The 20237-nt window shown below is 71.5% G+C and carries 1 protein-coding gene (running past one end of the window); it reads right to left on the bottom strand.

The features are described from left to right. Positions 1–20237: part of a non-ribosomal peptide synthase/polyketide synthase coding region (locus tag D7Y15_RS15770; protein WP_121753102.1), annotated on the bottom strand (this coding region is incomplete at its 5' end). Its footprint begins 11270 nt before the window's first position; the window shows 20237 of its 31507 annotated nt.

Below are 20237 nucleotides of genomic sequence, written 5' to 3'. Positions count from 1 at the left end.
GCCCGGGGAGGTGGGCACGCTCCAGCATTCCCGCGGACAGCAGGAGCTTGAGCTGCGACGGCGTGCAGTCGAATACGTCGATGCGCTGACCATCCACCCACCCGAGCAGGGTCTCTGGATCCAGACGCACGTCCTCCGGGACGATGACCAGGCAGTGGCCGTCCAGCAGCTGGATCACCTGTTCGATGGACGCGTCGAAGTACAACGGCGCGTTCACGGTGATGCGCTGAGCGGGCGGCAGCTCCTCGTAGATGCTCCGCGTCATCGCCAGGTGCAGGTGGATCACCGAGCGGTGCTGCACCATCACGCCCTTCGGCGTGCCCGTGGAGCCGGACGTGTAGATGACGTATGCGAGGTTCCCGGCGCCCACCACCGGCGGCGGGTTCTCCGAAAACCTGTCCGACTGTCCGACAGGTTTTGTGTCCAGCCGCACCAGGTGGGGCACTTCTGGGTGCCACGCTTCTTGCGCCGCCTGCGTCGTCACCAGGACGGACGCGCCACTGTCTTTGAGGACGAACGACTTGCGCGCGGCCGGAGCCTTGGGGTCCAGCGGCACGAAGGCTCCGCCGGCCTTGAGCACGGCCAGCAGTGCCACGATGGCCTCCGCCGACCTCTCCAGGCACAGGCCCACCGTCACCTCCGGGCCCACTCCCAGCGACCGCAGGTGCCAGGCGAGTTGGTTGGCCCGCGCGTTGAGCTGCTGGAAGGACAGCGTCGTTTCCTCGAACACCACTGCGTCCGCATCCGGCGTCTCGGCGGCCTGCCGTTCGAAGCGCGCGTGCACGGTGGTGTCGCGCTCGAAGTCCACGACGTCGCCGGTGCCGGTGCGTAGCAGCCAGGCACGGTCCTCGGCCGGGAGGAGGGACACGTCCGTCAGCCGGGCTCCGGGCTGGATGAGGGTTTCGAGCGCCTGACTCCACTGGCCCAGCACTCGCTGCACGGCGGCCGCGTCGAAGCGGTTCTCGTCGTAGGCCAGGTGCAGTTGGAGCTCGCGGCCCGGGTGCACCGTGGCCGACAGCGGGTAGTTCGTGCTCTCGCCGAGCTCCAGGTCGCGCAGATCCAGCGCGGTGGAGCGGCGCAGCACCGATTCGTCGAGGGGAGCGTTCTCGAAGACGAGCAGCGACTGGAAGAGTGGCAGGCCCCGGGGGATGTCGCTCCAACCGTGCGCGGCGACCAGCGGCGTGTGCTGGTGCTGCTGGATGTCCAGCAGCTTCGCCTGGAGGGACTGGAGCCAGGGCAGCACGGGCGCGTCCTCGTCGGGGAGCGCGACGCGGACTGGCAGCGTGCTGATGAGCAGGCCTAACATGGCCTCCGAGCCCACAAGCTCCGGCGGCCGGCCTGCGAACGTGGTGCCGAAGAGGACATCGCGCGTGTCCGCGTGGCGCGCCAGCACCAGGGCCCACGCCGCCTGCGTCAACGTGTTGACCGTGAGCCGGTGTTGCCGTGCGAAGGCTTCCAGCGCCGCGGTGCGTGCCTCCGGCAGGGTCAGCACCCGGTTGGGCTGATTCACCGTGCCGGACGGGATCGCGGACGGAGGGCGCGCGGCCGGCAGGGGCGTGGGCGACGACAGGCCTCTCAACTGGCTGCGCCAGAAGCGTTCGTCCTCGGCAACGTCGCGCTGGCCCAGCCACGCGATGTAGTCCCGGAACGGCGGACGCCCGGCGGCGGGCAGTGGCGTCTCGGCGGTCAGCGCGTCGTAGATGGCGAAGACCTCCTGGAAGAACAGGCCCAGACTCCATCCGTCGAAGAGCAGGTGGTGGTGGCTCCAGACGAAGCGCCACCGCGCGTCTCCCAGCCGCACCGCCGCCATGCGCGACAGGGGCGCGCGCGACACGTCGAAGCCGCGCGCGCGATCCTCCGCGAGCAGCCGCTCCAGCCCCGCCTGCTGCTCCGGCTCCGGCAGGTGGCGCCAGTCATGCGCTTCGAACGGCATCGCCGCACGCGAATGCACCGCCTGCAGCGGCGTCTCCAGGTCCTTCCACACGAAGGCCGTGCGCAAGATGGGGTTGCGGTCCACCGCCGTCTGCCACGTCCGCTGGAACAGCGCGAGGTCCACGTCCGAGTGGACCGACCACGCGGCCTGCTCGAAGTAGAAGCCCGACTCCGGATCATTCAGCGCGTGGAAGAGCATGCCCTCCTGGAGCGCGGAGAGCGGGAACAGGTCCTCTACCGTGGGACCCTGCGCCGCGAGCACCGCGTCCAGTGAGGCCTGGGCCAGGCGCGCAAGGGGGAAGTCGATCGGCGTCCTCCTGCTCGCGTCCTCCGAGTGGCGTCGGGCGATGAGCTCGCGCAGCGCGCGCGTGAAGCCTTGGGCCAGGGCTTCGATGGTGGCGGCGTGATGCCACTCATGGCTGAAGCCGAAGTCCATCCGCAACTGTCCGTTCACGACGAAGCCGTCGATGGACAGCGCGTGCGCGCGATGGGTCAGGCCGGTGGGATCAGTGCCCGGCGCGAAGAGGGTGCTGGTGGAACCGTCCAGTTGCCTCAACTCGTTGAAGACCACCTGCGCGGACGGCAGGGCCGCGAGCCGCTGGCGGAGCTCCTCGGGCCCCATGAACCGCAGCAGGCCCTGGCCGATGCCTCGGTCGGACCCTGTGGACAGCGAATCGCGCACCGCGCGCAGGCAGTCCCCGGCCGAGCCTCCCTCCGGCAACTGGAGCAGGGCCGGCGTCAGTGACGTGAAACACCCCACGGTGCGGGACACGTCCGCATCCGCGAAGAGTTCCTCACGACCGTGGCCCTCCAGGTCGATGAGCAGGCGCGACTGGCCCGTCCACTCGCGCAGGGCCAGCGCCAGGGCCGTCAACAGGATCTCGTTGATCCGCACCCGCCAGGCCGCCGGCGTCTCCTGGAGCAACAGCCGGGTCTCCTCCGCGTCCAGCCGCACGGACACAGTGCGGTGCGAGTCCGCGGTGCCGGGCCCGGAGCCGTCGGTGGGCAACAGCGCTACGTCCCGCCGGGCCTCGTCGAGCCAGAGGGGCGTCTGCGCATGCAGTGCGTCGGACAGGGCGTGGACTTCCATCCTGCGGGCCCAGGCCAGGAACGAGGTCGTCTTCGTGGGAAGCGCGGGAGACTGGCCCGCGCGCAGCCGCAGGTAGGTGGTCTCCAGGTCCTCGACGAGCACCCGCAGGGACACGGCGTCCACCACCAGGTGGTGGAAGATCAGCAGCAGGCGCTGCTCTTGTCCGTCGCCGAAGTGGAAGAGGGCGGCGCGCAGCAGGGGCGGACGGGACAGGTCGAACGAAGCCTGGAGGCGCTCGGCCTCCTCCTCCAGCCGCGCAGCGCGCATCTCCGCGGGCAGTTCGGACAGGTCGAACTGGAGCAGGGAAACCTGGGCCTCAGCGGGCGCGGCGTCCTGCTGGCGCCAGGCGCCGCCGTCCTCACGCATGAAGCGCATGCGCAGGGCGTCGTGGTGGACCACCAATGCACGGAGCGCTTCTTCCACCCACGCCGCCTTCAACGGCTGGCGCGCCTGAAGCAGCAGCACCTGCTGGGCATGCGTGGGTTCGCGCTCCAGCAGCTGGCGCTGGATGGGCGTGAGCGGCACCTCGCCCACCACCGGTCCCTGTTCCGCGAGGCGGATCCCGCTGGCGCGAGCCACGGAGGCCAGGGCCGCCAGCGTCGGGTGTTGGAACAGGTCGCGGACGAACAGCTGGATGCCGGCCTGCCGGGCCCTCGCGACGGCCTGGAGGCTGATGATGGAGTCGCCGCCCAGCTCGAAGAAGTTGTCATCGAGCCCCACGCGTTCGACGCGCAGTACCTGCGCAAGGACCTCCGCGAGCGTCCGTTCCATCTCCGTGCGGGGCGCGATGTACTCGCGCGTCGCGGCGCGCTGGACTTCCGGCGTGGGCAGGGCCTTGCGATCCACCTTGCCGCTGGACGTCAACGGCAGCGCCGGCAACGGGATGAAGATCGCGGGCACCATGTACTCGGGCAGCCGCCGCGACAGGAGGGTCCGCAGCGAGGCCAGATCCAGGTCCGCGCCCGAGACGACATAGGCGACCAGACGTCGCGCACCGGGCGCGTCCTCGCGCACCACGGCCACGGCCTCCCGGACCTCCGGGTGGGTGAGCAACGCGGCTTCGATGTCGCCCAGCTCGATGCGGAAGCCGCGCAGCTTCACCTGGAAGTCCGCGCGGCCCAGGTACTCCAGCGTGCCGTCGGTGCGCCACCGGGCGATGTCGCCCGTGCGGTACAGGCGCGCGCCGGGCGTGTCGCTGAAGGCGTCGGGGATGAAGCGCTCAGCGGTGAGGGTAGGGCGGCGCCAGTAGCCCCGGCCCACCTGCATGCCTCCGATGAACAGCTCGCCCGGGATGCCCACTGGCACCGGCTGCAACGATGCATCCAGGACATGCATGCGCGTGTTCGCCACGGGCCGGCCGATGGGCACGACTCGCAGGGCTTCGTCGCGCGGGCACTCCCAGGACGTCACGTCCACGGCGGCCTCGGTGGGGCCGTAGAGGTTGTGCAGCGTGGTGTGCGGCAGTCGCGCCTGGGCACGGAGCACCAGGTCCGAGGGTAGGGCTTCGCCGCTGCACATCAGCTGGCGCAGACGCGGCAGGGACTCCAGGCCGGGCTCCTCCACGAAGGCTCGCAGCATGGAGGGTACGAAGTGCGTGGTCGTCACGCCCTCGCGCGCCATCAGTGCCACGAGGTAGTCAGGCTCCTGGTGACCGCCGGGCCGTGCGAGCACCAGACGCGCGCCCGTCATCAGGGGCCAGAAGCACTCCCAGACGGATACGTCGAAGCTGAACGGCGTCTTCTGCAGCACCGTGTCCGACGGCGTCAGGCCGTAGCGCCCCTGCATCCAGCGCAGGCGATTGACGATGCCCGCGTGCGCGTTCATCGCACCCTTGGGACGGCCCGTGCTGCCAGACGTGAAGATGACGTACGCCAGGGAGTCATCCCCAGCCAGCGGCACGGGACGCGCCGTGGACTCACTCGCGAGCAGGTCCGCCTGCGCATCCAACGCGATGACGTGCGCGGCATTCGGAGGCAGTGCGGCGCGGAAGCGCTCTTGCACCAGGATCACTGGAGCGGCGGTGTCCTCCAACATCCCGGCGAGCCGTTCCGCGGGCGTGGCCGGATCCAGCGGCACGTAGGCGGCTCCGGCCTTCAGGACGCCCAGCAGGGCGACGACCATCTCCAGCGAGCGCTCCATGCAGACGCCCACCAACGTCTCCGGGCCGACGCCGTGCGCACGCAGGTGATGCGCGAGCTGGTTGGCCCGGGCTTCGAGCTGCGCGTACGTGAGGCGCTGGTCCTCGAACTGGAGCGCGATGGTCTCCGGCGTGCGTTCGGCCTGGGACTCGAAGAGGTGGTGCAGCGTGGCCCCAGCGGGGAAGTCCACGCGCGTGTCGTTCCAGCCGCGCAGCACCTGCTCGCGGGCGGCCGGCGTGAGCAGTGTCAGCGTCGCGAGCGGAGCCTCTGGCGCGGCGATGATCTCCCTCGCGAGCACCACCAGGTGCTCCGCCATGCGCTCGATGGTGGCTGCGTCGAAGAGGGCGGTGGCGTACTCCAGGTGGCAGGCAATGCCCGTGCGGCTCTCCAGCACCTCCAGGGACAGGTCGAACTTGGCCGTGTCGTTGGGGACCTCCACCTGGCTCAGTGCCAGCGACGGCAGCTGACCCCGGGCCTCCGGCGTGTTGATCACGTTGAGGACGGCCTGGAAGACCGGCGTGCGGCTCAGGTCGCGAGGGAGTTCGAGTGTCTCCAGGACGCGCTCGAACGGAGCATCCTGGCGCGCGTAGGCCTCCAGGGCCTGGGTGCGCACGCGGCCCAGCAGCTCCACGAAGGACGGCTGGCCGGACAGCTTCGAGCGGAAGGGCAGGGTGTTGATGAAGCACCCCATCAGCCACTCGACCTCCGGGCGCGTGCGGCCCGCGATGGGCGTGCCCACCACGAAGTCGTCCTGGCCCGAGTAGCGCGACAGCACCGTCTGAAAGAGCGCCATCAGCACCATGAACGACGTGGCGCCGTGCTTGCGGCCCAGCGCCAGCAGCGGCGCGGACACTTCGGCAGGGAACGCGAAGCGGTGCCGCGCGCCCTCGAAGGACTGGACGACGGGACGCGGCCGGTCCGTGGGCAGCTCCAACGCGGGCGCCCCGGCCAGCTGCTGCTTCCACCAGGCGAGCTGCGCCTCCATCACGCCGCCTTCCAGCCAGGCGCGCTGCCACACGGCGTAGTCCGCGTACTGCACCGGCAGCTCCGTCAGGGGCGACGGCTGGCCCGCGTGGAACGCGGCGTAGTTCGCCGTCAGCTCGTGCGCGACGACCATGTTGCACCACGCGTCGGACACGGCGTGGTGGAAGACGATCGCCAGCACGTGCACCTGGGGCTCCAGGCGCAGCAGCGTCGCGCGCAGCACGGCCTGATCCAGGTTGAAGGGCAACAGCGCGTAGGCCCTGCAGAAGCGCTGCATCTCCGCTTCGCGGGCTTCGGGCGTGTCACCCTCCACGTCGCGGCGCGGGAGCGGCAGGCCGCGCGGCGGGTGGATGTTCTGCACCGCGCGGTCGCCCTCCAGCGCGTACGTGGTCCGCAGCACTTCATGCCGCGCCACCAGCGCGTCCAGTGTGTCCTGGAGCGCGTCCACGTCCAGCTCCCCAACGAGGCGGAAGAGCGACGGGTTGTTGTACGCGCCGCTGCCGGGCGCCATCTGCTGGAGGTACCAGAGGCGATGCTGCGCGAAGGACAGCGGCAACGGCCGGTCGCGGCCTACGCGCGGAATGGGCGGCGGGCCCTCGTTCACGACCGGGGCGGCCGGGCGCGCGGCGGGACGCGGAGCTTCCACGACGGCGGGACGCGCCACGGGCGGAGGGGGGAGGTGGGACGGTGACGCCACGGGCTCCACGCGGCCATCCGCGCGCAACCGGGCATGGCGGCCAGTGCGGTACAGCCTCGCCGAGGCCTCACGGGGGTGCGGCACCAGGCGGCGGTCCTCGTCGCCCGCGCGCCACAGCGCCGTGGGAAGCCCCGCGCCCGCGAGGGCCAGTTCGCCCACCACGCCCACGGGCACGGGCTGACCGGCCGCGTCCAACACCCACGCCTGGAGGTTCGCGGGGATGCGTTCTCCCAGCGTGCGCGGCAACAGCGCGCCTTCCTGGGCGTCACCCGACAGCCACACCTCCACGCCCGCGGCCCTGTGCAGCGCCGCGCCCAACTCCGCCGAAGCGCCTTCCAACACCAGCGCGCCAACATGAGCCAGGGACTCGCGCGCTCCGGGCAGTTCGCTGAGTGAACGCGCGAGCCGGGCCGACGTATGCACCAGCACCGCGCCGGACTGGCGCGCCAGCTCCAGCAGTCCTTCCACGCCCGCCTCGGCCTCCACCAGCACCTGCTCCTGGCGGGCGGTGGCCTCGGCGGCCATGCGCTCGCGCACCACGGCCAGGCGACGCAGACCGTCCAGCACCACCGGGGTGTCCAGGCCGAAGTCGATGAGCGCCGCCACTTCATCCACGTCCGCCGCGCGCACGTCGCGCAGACGCTTCACCGCGCCGTCCACCGTTCCCACGAGGCCCGTCGTCTTGGCGTGGTTCTCGAAGGTGTGCTCCAGCAGCGCGTCGATGTCCTCCGGGGACAGCTTCTGGATGTCGCCCTGGTAGCCCTGGGTGAGCAGCAGCGACGTGACGATGTCCACCGAGCTGCGGAAGTACGCGAGCAGCGGCTTGCGCACGAGGCGCAACACCTCCTGGTCGTCGTCGCCCAGGTACGTGTGCAGCATGCAGGTGATGTGGCCTCGGCCGGGGTGGCCGTTGCGGCGCCATGCCTCGCGGTACAACGCCACCTTCGGCTTCAGCTCCTCCAGCGAGTGCGACAGCAGGCCCGTGAGCACGCCCGCGCCCAGCTCGCCCGCCATGCGGAAGGTCTCCGGGTTGGACGTGGCGGTGAGCCACACAGGCAGCTCCTTCTGCACGGGCTTCGGCCGCAGCGCTCCCTCCACCAGGGTGCCCGCGCCGCCGGGGCGCTTGAAGCGCTCGCCGCGCCACAGCGAGCGCAGCGTGGACAGCTTCTCCAGCAGGATGTCGCGGCGCTTCTCGAAGTTGGCTGGCGCGAAGGTGAAGTCCTGCGTGTGCCAGCCCGTGGCCACGGAGAGACCCACTCGGCCCTGTGACACGTTGTCCACCACGGACCACTGCTCCGCGATGATGAGCGGATCATGCAGCGGCAGCACCACGCTGCCGGAGCGCACGTGCAGGTGCTTCGTGACGGCCGCGACCGCGGCGGAGATCACCGCGGGCTGCGGGTACAAGCCTCCGAACGAATGGAAGTGCCGCTCCGGCGTCCACACCGCGGAGAAGCCGTTCGCGTCCGCGAACTTCGCTCCCTCCATCAGGAGTTCGTACTTGGGACCCTGGAGCGCGTCCTCGTCGTTGGCGAAGTAGATGAGGCTCAGGTCCATCGCCTTCGCGCGAGGCCCGCCGCCTCCCAGACTCACCAGCCGCGCGGTGATGCGCTCCGGTGGGTACACCACGCGCAGGCCTCGCGTGAGCGCCCATAGAGCCTCCAGCTCCGGACGGTCCGCGGACGCCTCGCTCGCGGACAGCCACGCGCCGCCGTCCGGTGGAGACAGCCGCGCGTCCAGGCCGGTGAAGAACTCCGACAGCTCGCGGTGGCCCAGCGCCCAGGCTGGCTGTCCGGCGCCCGTGGGCAGCAGCCACGCCAGGGTGTGCGCGGCCTCTCCTGCGCGGAGGGGAGCACCCGATGCGTCCACGTCCTCCACGTAGACGACGCGCGATGCCTCCACTCGCACGGAGGCCACCAGCGCTCGCGTGGTGACGAGCACCGGCACGCGGGTGCCTTCTGGCGCGTAGACGGGCAACTGCGTCAGGTCAGCCGGGCCCAGCGCGATGCCCGCGCCACCCGCGGCCAGCACGCCCCACAGCGCGGCCAGCTTCTCCGGCGATGAGCGCAGGCACACGGCCACCGGAGTCCCTGCCGTCACGCCCAGGGCCTTCAGCCGCTCGGCCAGGGCATCCGCCTGGGCGCCCAGTTCGGCCCAGGTCCAGTGCGCATCCCCACGCGAGACGGCGGTGGCGTTCGCGTGGCGTGCACGCCGCTCCGCCAGGAGGGCCGGCACGGAGGTGATGCCCGGTGAAGCACGGGGCGCGGGCCAGGCGCGGCGCTCGGCCTCCGTGGTCAGGGGCAGCTGGGCGACAGGCGTCTCAGGCCGGGCGAGCGCCGCTCCGAGCAACACCTGGAAGTGCTCCATCAGCCGCTCCACGGTGGCGGCGTCGAACAGCTCCGTCGCGTACTCCAGGACGCCGTGGACGCGGCCGGGCGCTTCGGAGAGCAGGAGCGTGAGGTCCGCCAGGGTGGCGCCCCATTGCACGGGCGTGCCGGGCACCTCCACCAGCGAGCCGCGCAGGCCCGTCAGGTTCAGCGTCCCGGCGCCCGCGGCCGCACCCGTGTGGTAGACGAACACGGAGTCCGTCAGCCTTCCTCGGCCGATGTCATGGCCCGGGATGAGGGCTTCCACCAGGTACTCGAAGGGCACGTCCGGACGCGTCTGTGCGTCGGCGACCTCGTCACGCACCTGGGTCAGCAGCTCGCGGAACGTGAGGCCTTCGGTGAAGCGCGTCCGGAACGCCGCCGAGTGCGCCACGTAGCCGATGAGCGGTAGCAGCTCCGGCCTCGTGCGGTTGGCGATGGGCGTTCCGACGATGACGTCCGTCTGGCCGCTGTAGCGGTGCAGCAGCGTCTGCCACGCGGCGAGCACCGTCATGTAGCCGGTGAAGCCCTCACGGCGTGCGAAGGCCACCAACTCGCGGGCGAGCGCGGGCGGGAACTCGACCGTCATGCGCTCGGAGGTGAGCGGGCTCTCGGTGGGGCGCGGGCGGTCGGTGGGCAGGTCCAGCTTGCGCGGCATGCCAGCCAGCCGCTGCCGCCAGCCCTGGTCCTGTTCGGGCAGCCGGCCGCCCGCGATGCTGTTGCGCTGCCACGCGCCGAAGTCCGCGTACTGAACGGGCAGCGGGGGCAGGGGAGACGGACGCCCCTGGAGGAAGGCGTCGTAGAGCTGGCCCAGCTCCTGGACGAAGAGGGCGATGGACAGCGTGTCGCTGACGATGTGGTGGATGCCGCACAGGAGCAGGTGCAGCCGCGTGTCCACTCGCACGAGCGTGGTGCGCAGCACGGGGCCGTGGACCAGGTCGTACGGCTTCGCGGCGTCCTCACGGGCGAGCCGGAGGGCCTCGGGTTCACGGGTCTCCGCGGGGCCTCGCAGCTCCACGCGGGTGAGCGGGACTCGCATGTGCGCGTGGAAGCGCTGCACGGGGCGGCCGTCCACGGCGTCGTAGGTCGTGCGCAGCGCTTCGTGGCGCTGGACGATCTCCTGGATGCCGCGCTCCATCACGTCCGCGTTCAGGTCGCCTTCGAGCCGCAGGACGAACGGGATGTTGTACGCGGACTGACCGGGCAGGTGCTGCTCCAGGCGCCAGACGCGCTCCTGCACGAAGGACAGCGGCAGCTCGCCGGTGCGCGCGAGCGGCACGAGCGGAAGCTCCACGGAGACGGGGGCCTGCGGCGACTGACGCAGCAGGGGCACCAGACGCTCCGCGATGCCCGCGACAGTGGGCGCTTCGAAGAGGGCGGCGAGCGGCAGGTTCACGCCGAACGCGTCACGCACCTGGTTGAGCAGCTGCGCGGCCGTCAGCGAGTTGCCGCCAATCTCCAGGAAGTCGTCGTGGCGGCCGACGAACTCCAGGCCCAGTCGCGCGCGCCACAGCGCGGCCACGCGTTCCTCCACATCGCCACGAGGGGCATCGTCGCGCGCGGGCTGCGAGGGCAGGGGGGCAGCCTCGACAGGGGCCGGACTCGTGCTCGAAGCGGAGAGGGCAACGGCCTCCACGGCCTGTGTGGACATCACCACCGGAGACGGCGCCGCCACCGTGATGCGGCCTTGCGCCTTCTGCTCCACCCAGACGGTCTTCTCCTGGAAGACGTACGTGGGCAGGTGCAGCCGCAGGCGCTGCTCGTGCGAGTAGAACGCGCTCCAGGCCACGGGCACGCCCGCGGTCCACAGCTCGCCCACGGCCTGGAGCCAGCTCATCTGCTCCGTTGTCGTGCCACCCAGACGCAGCGACGGCAGGCCTCGGACTCGAGGCGCGCCGTCCTCCACCGCCATCAGGTTCGCGCGCACCAGCGGCGTCACGTCCTGACCGGGGCCCACCTCCAACATCACCGCGCAGCCTTCCTCCTGCAGCGTCTCCACCGCGCGGGTGAAGTGCACGGGCTTGCGCATCTGCTCGGTCCAGTAGCGCGGATCCGCCAGCTGCCCGGGCTGAGCCACCGTCCCCGTGAGGCTGGACACATACCGCACCGTCGGCTCTGTCCAGCGCAGCGTGCCCACCACGTGCGCCAGCTCCGGCATCAACGGCTCCACGTCCACCGAGTGGAACGCGTGCGGCGCCGGCATGCGCACCGCTCCGACCTTCTGGGCCTTGAGCTCGGCCTCCAGGCGCTCCACTTCCTCCACCGGACCGGACACCACGCAGCGGTCCGGCGTGTTCACCGCCGCCAACTCCAGCCGGCCCGACAGCAGCGGCTGGACCCGAGCCGCGGGCAGCGCCACCGCGAGCATCGCGCCCGGTGGCATGCGGTGCATCAGCTCACCGCGCGCCACCGCGAGGCGCATCGCGTCTTCCAGCGACAACGCCCCCGCGACACACGCCGCCGCGTACTCGCCGAAGCTGTGCCCCAGCACCGCGTACGGCTTCACGCCCAGGTCCTGCCACAGCCGCGCCAGTGACACCTGCACACTGAACAGCGCGGGCAGCGCCACGCGCGTGTCCGCCAGGGCCTCCGTGGACTCCGCCTCAGCACTGGCCTCGGGCGACAGCAGCCGCGACACGCGCTCTCGCAGCGGCGCCTCCAACAACGCGAGGCAAGCGTCCAGGTGCTCTCGGAACCGGGGCGACGTCTCCGCCAGCTCGCGCCCCATCGCGACCCGCTGCGCTCCCTGGCCGGAGAACACGAACGCCACGCGAGGCGCGCGCTTCTCGGTCTTCACCGCGACCACCGGCTTGCGCAGCTGGCGCACCAGGTCCGCCGCGTCCCTCACCACCAGCGCGTGACGGTATTCGAACGCCTTGCGGCCCACGGCGTGCGTGAACGCCAGGTCCGCCAACGCCTGCGCCTCCACGCCCTCCGCCACGTGCACATCCAGCTGCTGTGCCGCGGCCTGCAACGCCTCCAGCGAGCGCGCGGACAGTAGGACCAGCTGATGGGACCGCGAGGTGGGACCACTCCGCCGCAGGGGGGCTTCCTCGAGGACCGCGTGCGCGTTCGTGCCGCCAATGCCAAAGGAACTGACCGCGGCGAAGCGGGGTGTCTCACCGCGAGGCCACTGCCGCAGGGTGGTGTTGACGAAGAACGGTCCCGCGTCGAAGTCGATCTGCGGGTTGGCCTTCTCGAAGTGGAGGCTGGGGGGAATCTCCCCGTGGTGCAGAGACAGCGCGGCCTTCATCAGGCCCGCGAGGCCCGCGACCGTGTCCAGGTGGCCCACGTTCGTCTTCAGCGACGCCAGCGCGATGCTCCCCCGGTGCTCCGCGCCCAGGCCGTACGCGCGAGTCAGCGCCGCCACTTCAATCGGATCCCCCAGCGGTGTCGCGGTGCCGTGGGTCTCCACGTAACCCACGGCCTCCGGTGCCACGCCCGCGTTGGCCAGCGCCTGGGACACGACCGCCGCCTGGCCCTGCACGCTGGGCGCGGTGAAGCCGGACTTGTTCCGGCCGTCGTTGTTCAGCGCCGAGCCCCGGATGACGGCGTAGATGGAGTCCCCATCCCGCACCGCGTCCTCCAGGCGCTTGAGCACCACCGAGCCCACGCCGTTGCCGGACAGCGTGCCCCCCGCCTTCGCGTCGAACGCGCGGCAGTGGCCGTCCGGGGAGAAGATGAGCCCCTCCTCGTGCACGTAGCCCGTGCGCTGCGGCAGCGACAGCCGCATCGCGCCCGCGAGCGCCACGTCGGACTGGCCCGTCCTCAGGCTCTGGGCGGCCAGGTGCACCGCCACCAGGCCCGTGGAGCACGCGGTGTACAGCAGCACGCTTTCGCCCGTGAGCCCCAGCTTGAAGGACGCCTTCGTCGCCAGGCTCTCGTGCGTGGCGGTGCCGTGCAGCTCCATGAACGACGCCGCGTCCAGCGGCATCGCCTGCCGCACGGCGTCCGTGTACCCGGAGCCCGTGGCCCCCGCGTACAGCGAGATGGCCCCGGGGAAGCGCTCCGGGTCGATGCCCGCGTCCTCCAGCGCGGCCCATGCCGTCTGGAGGAAGAGCCGCTGCTGCGGATCCGTGAACTGCGCCTCGCGCATCGACATGTCGAAGAACGCGTGGTCGAACCGGTCCGCGCCGTCGATGACGCCCGCGGCTGGGACGAAGGCCGGCTGGTGCCACAGCTCCAGGCCCTCCGGCAGGACGGACAGGTGCTCCAGTTCCTCCGGGGCGAAGCGCGTGATGGACTCCACGCCTCCGCGCAGGTTGCTCCAGAACTCCGCCACCGTCATCGCGCCAGGGAAGCGGCCCGCCATGCCGATGATGGCGATGGAGCCGGACTCGCCGGCCTTCGGTGCCTCGCGCGGACGGTGACCGAGAGCCTGGGACACGGGCTGTACGGTGCCCGGGCCCTGCTGGGACTCACGCTCCAGCCGCTGGACGAACGCTTCGAGCGTGGGGTGTTCGAACAGCCACACCACGGGCACCTCGCGCTGGAGTTCCTCGCGCAGGCGCGCGGCCAGCCGCACCACGGTCAGCGACGTGGCGCCCAGGTCCTCGAAGAAGTGGTCCTGTGCGCTCACGCGGTCCGTGCTCAGCTCGCGCGCGAAGACGGGCGCCAGGCGCTGCTCCAGTGGGTGCGTGGGCTCCACGAAGCGACCCTGACGTCCGGTGGACGCGGCGTCCGGTGCGGGCAGCGCCTTGCGGTCCACCTTGCCGCTGGGGTTCAGGGGCAGGGTGTCCAGCATCACGAACTCCGACGGCACCATGTACTCCGGCAGCCGCTGCCGCAGCGCCGCTCGCAGCGCGGACGCGTCCAGCACCTGCCCCGGGCCAGGCATCGCGTAGGCCACGAGCCGCTTGTCCCCGTGCACGTCCTCGCGCACCACCACCGCGGCGTCCTGCACCGCGGGCAGGTCGCGCAGGGCGGCCTCCACCTCCGCCAACTCGATGCGGAAGCCGCGCACCTTCACCTGCGTGTCGATGCGGCCCAGGAACTCCAGCGTGCCGTCCGGACGCCAGCGGCCCATGTCCCCCGTGCGGTACAGCCGTGCGCCCGGCGTCGTGCCGTAGGCATCCGGCACGAAGCGCTCCGCCGTGAGGTCCGGCCGCGACACGTAGCCCCGGCCCACGCCGTCACCGCCGAGGAACAGTTCGCCCGGCACACCCACGGGCACCGGGCTCAGGCTCGCGTCCAGCACGTACACGGACGTGTTGGCGAGCGGTGCGCCAATCGACACCGTCGTGCCGACCTGTTCCAGCCGCTCCACCGTGAAGGCGGTGGCGACAATGGAGCCCTCGGAGGGCCCGTAGCCGTTGGTGAAGGGGATGCCCAGCGACTCCACCGCGCGGCGCACGTGCGGCGCGGAGACGATGTCTCCACCCGTGTGCAGCTCGCGCAGCCGCCCGAGGATGTCCGGCCGGTGCTCCACCAACTGCGAGAAGAGACCGGAGGGCATGTGGATGAAGGTGACGCCGTGGCGCTCCACCACCCGGGCCAGCGTGTCCATGTCGCCCGCGGGCACGTGGCCCGGGAAGACGACGAGCCGGTTTCCATGCACCAGCGGCATCCACAGCTCCAGCACGGAGCCATCGAAGGACACGGGCGCGAAGAGCAGCACCGTGTCGCGCATCCCGTAGTGCAGGTACGGCGCCGCGTGCAGCACTCGCAGCAGGCCGCGATGCTCGACGCCCACGCCCTTGGGCCGTCCGCCGCTGCCGGAGGTGAAGATGACGTAGGCCAGGTTGCGCGGCCCCACGCCGGTCTCCGGCGCTGTGACAGGCTGGTCGGCCAGCTCCAGCTCCTCCAGGAACAGGCACGGCAGGGACGCGTCGGGCAGGTGCAGCCGGCCGCGCAGCTCGCGCGTGGTGACGAGCAGGTGCGGCCGGGCATCCTCCAGCATGAAGCTCAGCCGCTGCGCGGGATACGACGCATCCAGCGGCACGTACGCGCCGCCAGCCTTCACGATGCCGAGCACCGTGACGACGAAGCCCACGGAGCGCTCCAGGCACAGCGCCACCAGCACGTCCGGTCCCACGCCATGGGCCCGTAGGACATGCGCGAGCTGATTGGCCCGCGCATCCAGCTGCGCGTACGTCAGCCGTTCATCCCCGTCCTCCACCGCGACGGCGTCCGGGCGCAGCGAGGCCTGCAGCGCGAAGCGCTCCGCGAGCGTGCTGTCGGAGGGATAGGGCAGGGCGGTGTCGTTCCACGCGACGAGCACCTGCTGGCGCTCCTCCGGCGTGAGCCACGGCAGCCGTGAGAGGGGCACGTCCGGCCCGGCGACCGCGGCCTCCAGCAGCACGAGCAGATGCCCGGCGAGCCGGGCCACGGTGTCGCGTTCGAAGAGGTCGGTGCTGTACTCGATGGAGCCGCGCAGTCCATCCGGCGTCTCCGTGAGCAGCAGGCTCAGGTCGAAGTGCGCCGTGCCCGCGTCCACCTCCAGTGGCTCCATCCTCAGCCCTGGCGCATTGAACGCCTCGGCCGGAGCGTTCTGGAGCGCGAAGACCGCCTGCACCAGCGGCGTGCGGCCCAGGTCGCGAGGCACCTGGAGTTCCTCCACCAGCTTCTCGAACGGGAGGTCCTGGTGCTCGTAGGCCGCGAGCGTCGTGTCCCGCACCTGTTCCAGCAACGCTCGGAAGGACGTCTCCGGACGGACGCGTGCACGCAGCACCAGCGTGTTGACGAAGAAGCCGACCAGTCCTTCCACATCGCCGTGGGTGCGGCCCGCGATGGGGGCGCCGACGAGCAGATCCTCCTGCCGGCTGTAGCGGGACAGCAGCACCTGCCACGCGGCCAGCAGCGCCATGAACGGCGTGGCGCCTTCGCGCCGGGCGAGCCCCGCGAACCGGTCCGTCAGGCCGCGAGGCACGTGCACGGGCATCAGCGCGCCGTGAGGTGAACGCGTCGTGGGCCGAGGCTTGTCCGTGGGCAACTCCAGGACCCGGGGCGCACCCGCGAGCTGCTCCTTCCACCACGCCACTTCGTCCGCGAGCACGTCGCCCTGGAGCCAACCGCGCTGCCACGCGGCGAAGTCGGCGTACTGCACGGGCAGCTCCGGCAGCACCGGGGCCGAACCGGAAGCGAAGGCCGTGTAGGCCGTGGCCACCTCTCGCACCATCACGCTCAGGGACCAGCCGTCGGCGACGACGTGGTGCATGCCCAGGAGCAGCACGTGCTGCGTGGACGTCAGCCGCAGCAGGCGCGTGCGCAGCAGCGGCCCGGTGCCCAGGTCGAAGGGCCGGCCCGCCTCCTCGCGCGCCACTTGCTGGACCACCGATTCGCGGTCCGGCAGGTCGCCCAGGTCCGTCACGGGCAGCGCCCAGACCGGTGTCGGCTGGAGGGTCTGGACGGGGTCGCGGCCCTTCAGCGCGAGCGTGGTGCGCAGTGCTTCGTGGCGATCGACGAGGAGCTCCAGCGCGAGGCGCAGGGCCTCCACGTCCAGTGCGCCGTCCAGCCGCACGGCGCCCAGCAGGACGTAGGGCGTGGCACCGGGTTGGAGCTGTTCCATCACCCACAGCCGCTGCTGCGCGAAGGACAGGACCCGTTCGCCGTCGCGAGGCACCTTGCGGATCGCGGGCACGCGCGGGAGGCCGGCGCGCGAGAGGAGCTGGGCCTCCACCTGTTCGGTGACCTCGGCGACGGTGGCTCCGTCGAAGAGGCCTCGCAGGGGCAGCTCCACCTGGAACGTGGAGCGCACGCGGGACAGCAGCCTCGTGGCCAGCAGCGAGTGTCCGCCCAGGGCGAAGAAGTCATCGTGCACGCCCACCTTCGGCACCCGCAGCACGTCTCGGAACAGGTCCGCGATCCGCTGCTGGAAGGGTGTCATCCGCTGGGGCTTCGACGGCGCCAGGGCTGCCGGACGCGCGTCCGGAACAGGCAGGGCCTTGCGGTCCACCTTGCCGTTGGGGGACAGCGGCAGCGCGTTCAGTGCCACGAAGGCCGTGGGCACCATGTACTCCGGCAGCTTCACCTTCAGCGCCTCGCGCAGGGCTTCCGCCTTCACGCCCTGGCCCACCACGTAGGCCACCAGACGCTTGTCGCCGGGCGCGTCCTCGCGCACCACCACCACTGCTTCGCGCACGCCTTCGCATTGGCGCAGCGCCGATTCCACTTCGCCTGGCTCGATTCGGAACCCGCGCAGCTTCACCTGGAAGTCCAGGCGGCCCAGGTACTCGATGGTGCCGTCGGCGAGGACGCGGGCCCGGTCTCCCGTCCGATAGAGCCTCGCTCCCGGAGGGCCAAACGGATCCGGGATGAACCGCTCCGCCGTCAGCGCGGGACGGCCCAGGTATCCCCGGCCCACCTGCACGCCGCCGATGTGGAGCTCTCCCGCGATGCCCACCGGCACCGGCTGCGACGATGCATCCAGGACGTGGATCCGCGTGTTCGCCACCGGCCTGCCAATGGGCACGGAGCGCCGTCCGTCATGGCGCTCGCAGGTCCAGGCCGTCACTTCCACCGCGGCCTCCGTGGGGCCGTAGAGGTTGTGGAGGGGGACGCCCAGCCGCTCCAAGCAGCGGTCCTTCAACTCCAGCGGCAGCGCTTCTCCGCTGCACACGACCCGGCGAAGCGCCGTGCAGCGCTCCAGCCCCGGCTCCTCCAGGAACACCTGGAGCATGGACGGCACGAAGTGCGCCGTCGTGATGCCTTCGCGAGCCATCAGGTCCACCAGGTATGCGGCGTCCTGGTGCCCACCCGGCTTCGCCACCACCAGCCGCGCGCCCGTCATCAGCGGCCAGAAGAACTCCCAGACCGAGACGTCGAAGCTGAAGGGCGTCTTCTGCAACACGACGTCGCGGGGCTCCAACCCGTAGGCGTCCTGCCCCCAGAGCAGCCGGTTGCGGATGCCCGCGTGGGTGTTCATCGCGCCCTTCGGACGCCCCGTGCTGCCCGACGTGTAGATGACGTACGCCAGGTGCTCGGCGCCCACGCCCGACTCCACGGGCTCCGGCGACAGGGTCGCCACCTGGGGCCAGTCCGAGTCCAGGCAGAGCACCGGCGTGCTGCCTACCGACAGCACCGGCCGCAGGTGCTGCTGCGTCAGCAACACCGCGACCGCCGAGTCCTCCACCTGGTACGTCCGCCGGTCCGCCGGCGAGGACGGATCGATGGGCACGTACGCGCCGCCCGCCTTGAGCACACCCAGCAGCGCGATCACCAACTCCAGCGACCGCTCCGCGCAGATGCCCACGCGCACTTCCGGTCCCACGCCGCGCGCCCGCAGCGCATGTGCGAGCTGATTGGCCCGGCCGTCCAGCTCGCGGTACGTCAGCCGCGCGCCCTCGAAGTCCACCGCGATGGCGTCCGGCGTGCGCGCCACCTGCGCCTCCACCAGCCCGTGCAGCGTGCCCTCCAGCGGGTAGTCGCGTGCGGTGGCATTCCAATCCACCAGCAACCGCCGCTGCTCCGCGTCATCCATCAGCGGCAGCAGGTGCACGGGTGTCGCCGCATCGCGGGCCACGGCCTCCAGCAGCACCTGGAAGTGGGTGGCGAACCGCGCCGCCGCGTCCTCGGAGAAGAGGTCCCGGCTGTATTCGAGCGTTCCCTCCAGGCCGCCGTCGCTCGCGGTGAGCGAGAGCAGGAGGTCGAAGCGCGCGGTCTCCGTCGAGGTGTGCAGCCGCTCCACTCGGACGCCGGGCAGGGCCGGCGTGGACAGCGGCGCGTTCTGGAGAACGAACATCACCTGGAACAGCGAGGTGCGGTCTCCGCCGCGCGCCTGGGCCACGGCCTCCACGAGCCGCTCGTAGGGCACGTCCTGGTGCGCGTACGCGGCCAGGGAGGACTCGCGCACGCGGTCCAGGAGTTCAGAGAAGCGCGGCGCTCCGTCCAGTTGGGCGCGCAGCACCAGCGTGTTGAGGAACACGCCGATGAGGGGCTCCAGTTCCGGCCGGGTGCGGTGGGCCACCGGCGTGCCCACGGCGAAGTCGTCCTGGCCGGAGTAGCGCGACAGCACGGCCTGGTACCCGGCCATCAGCACCATGAACAGCGTGGCGTCGCGGTCGCGGCCCACCTGTTCCAGCGAATGCACCAGGGACGCGGGCAGCGTGAAGACATGGCTGTCCCCACGCGTCGACCGGGTCCCGGGCTGTCCCTGCTCGGCGGGCAGGGTGAGTACGGGCACGTCCTTCAAGGACTCCTTGAGCGTGTCCAGCCGGGCCTGTGCCGTCTCGGAATCGTCCTGCTGGCGCTGCCATGCGGCGAAGTCCGCGGCCTGCACCTCCAGCGCCGGAAGTGGCGACGGACGTCCCGCCGCGAGCGCCGGGTAGAGACTGGCCACCTCGTGCACGAGCACGCCCATGGACCAGCCATCCGTGACGATGTGGTGCATGCACAAGAGCAGCACGTGTTCGTCCGGGGACAGCCGGAACAGCCTCGTGCGCAGCAACGGGCCGGTGCCCAGATCGAACGGCCGGGTCGCGTCCTCCTGCATGCGCTGTCGCAGGGTGGCGTCGCGCTCGGCGCCTTCGGGGAGGGACTCCACCGGCAGGGACCCGTCCGAAGGCGGCGCGTGGATGCGCTGGAGCGGCTGGCCTTCACGTTCCTCGAACGTGGTGCGCAGCGGTTCGTGTCGGCGGACGATCTCCGCGAACGTGCGGCGCAGCACCTCCACGTCCAGGGGGCCGGAGAGCCGCAGGGCCAGGGGGATGTTGTAGAGGGCCTGGCCGGGCTCCATCCGATCCAGGAACCACATGCGCTGCTGCGCGAACGACAGCGGCAGCGCTTCATCCCGGGACACCGTGGGGATGGGGGCGGCGGGGTATCGGGAGGGGAGCGCTTCGATGCGCTCCGCGAGCCTTGCCACGGTGGGTGCGTCGAACAGCGCGCGCACGGGCAGGTCCACGCCGAACCGGGCGCTCACTCGGGTGACGAGCTGGGTGGCCAGCAGCGAATGCCCACCGAGCGCGAAGAAGTCATCGTGCGCGCCCACGCGCTCCACGTGCAGCAGATCCTGGAACAGCGCGGCCAGCTTCTCCTGGAGCGGCGTCAGCGGGCCCGAGTCCTCGGTGGCGACGGGGGCCGCGGGGGCGGGC

This window comes from Corallococcus sp. AB030, from assembly GCF_003668965.1.
In the GTDB taxonomy this organism is placed as follows: Bacteria; Myxococcota; Myxococcia; order Myxococcales; family Myxococcaceae; genus Corallococcus; species Corallococcus exiguus.
The sequence above is the reverse complement of the archived record's forward strand: the minus strand, read 5'-3'. Positions and strand labels throughout refer to the sequence as shown.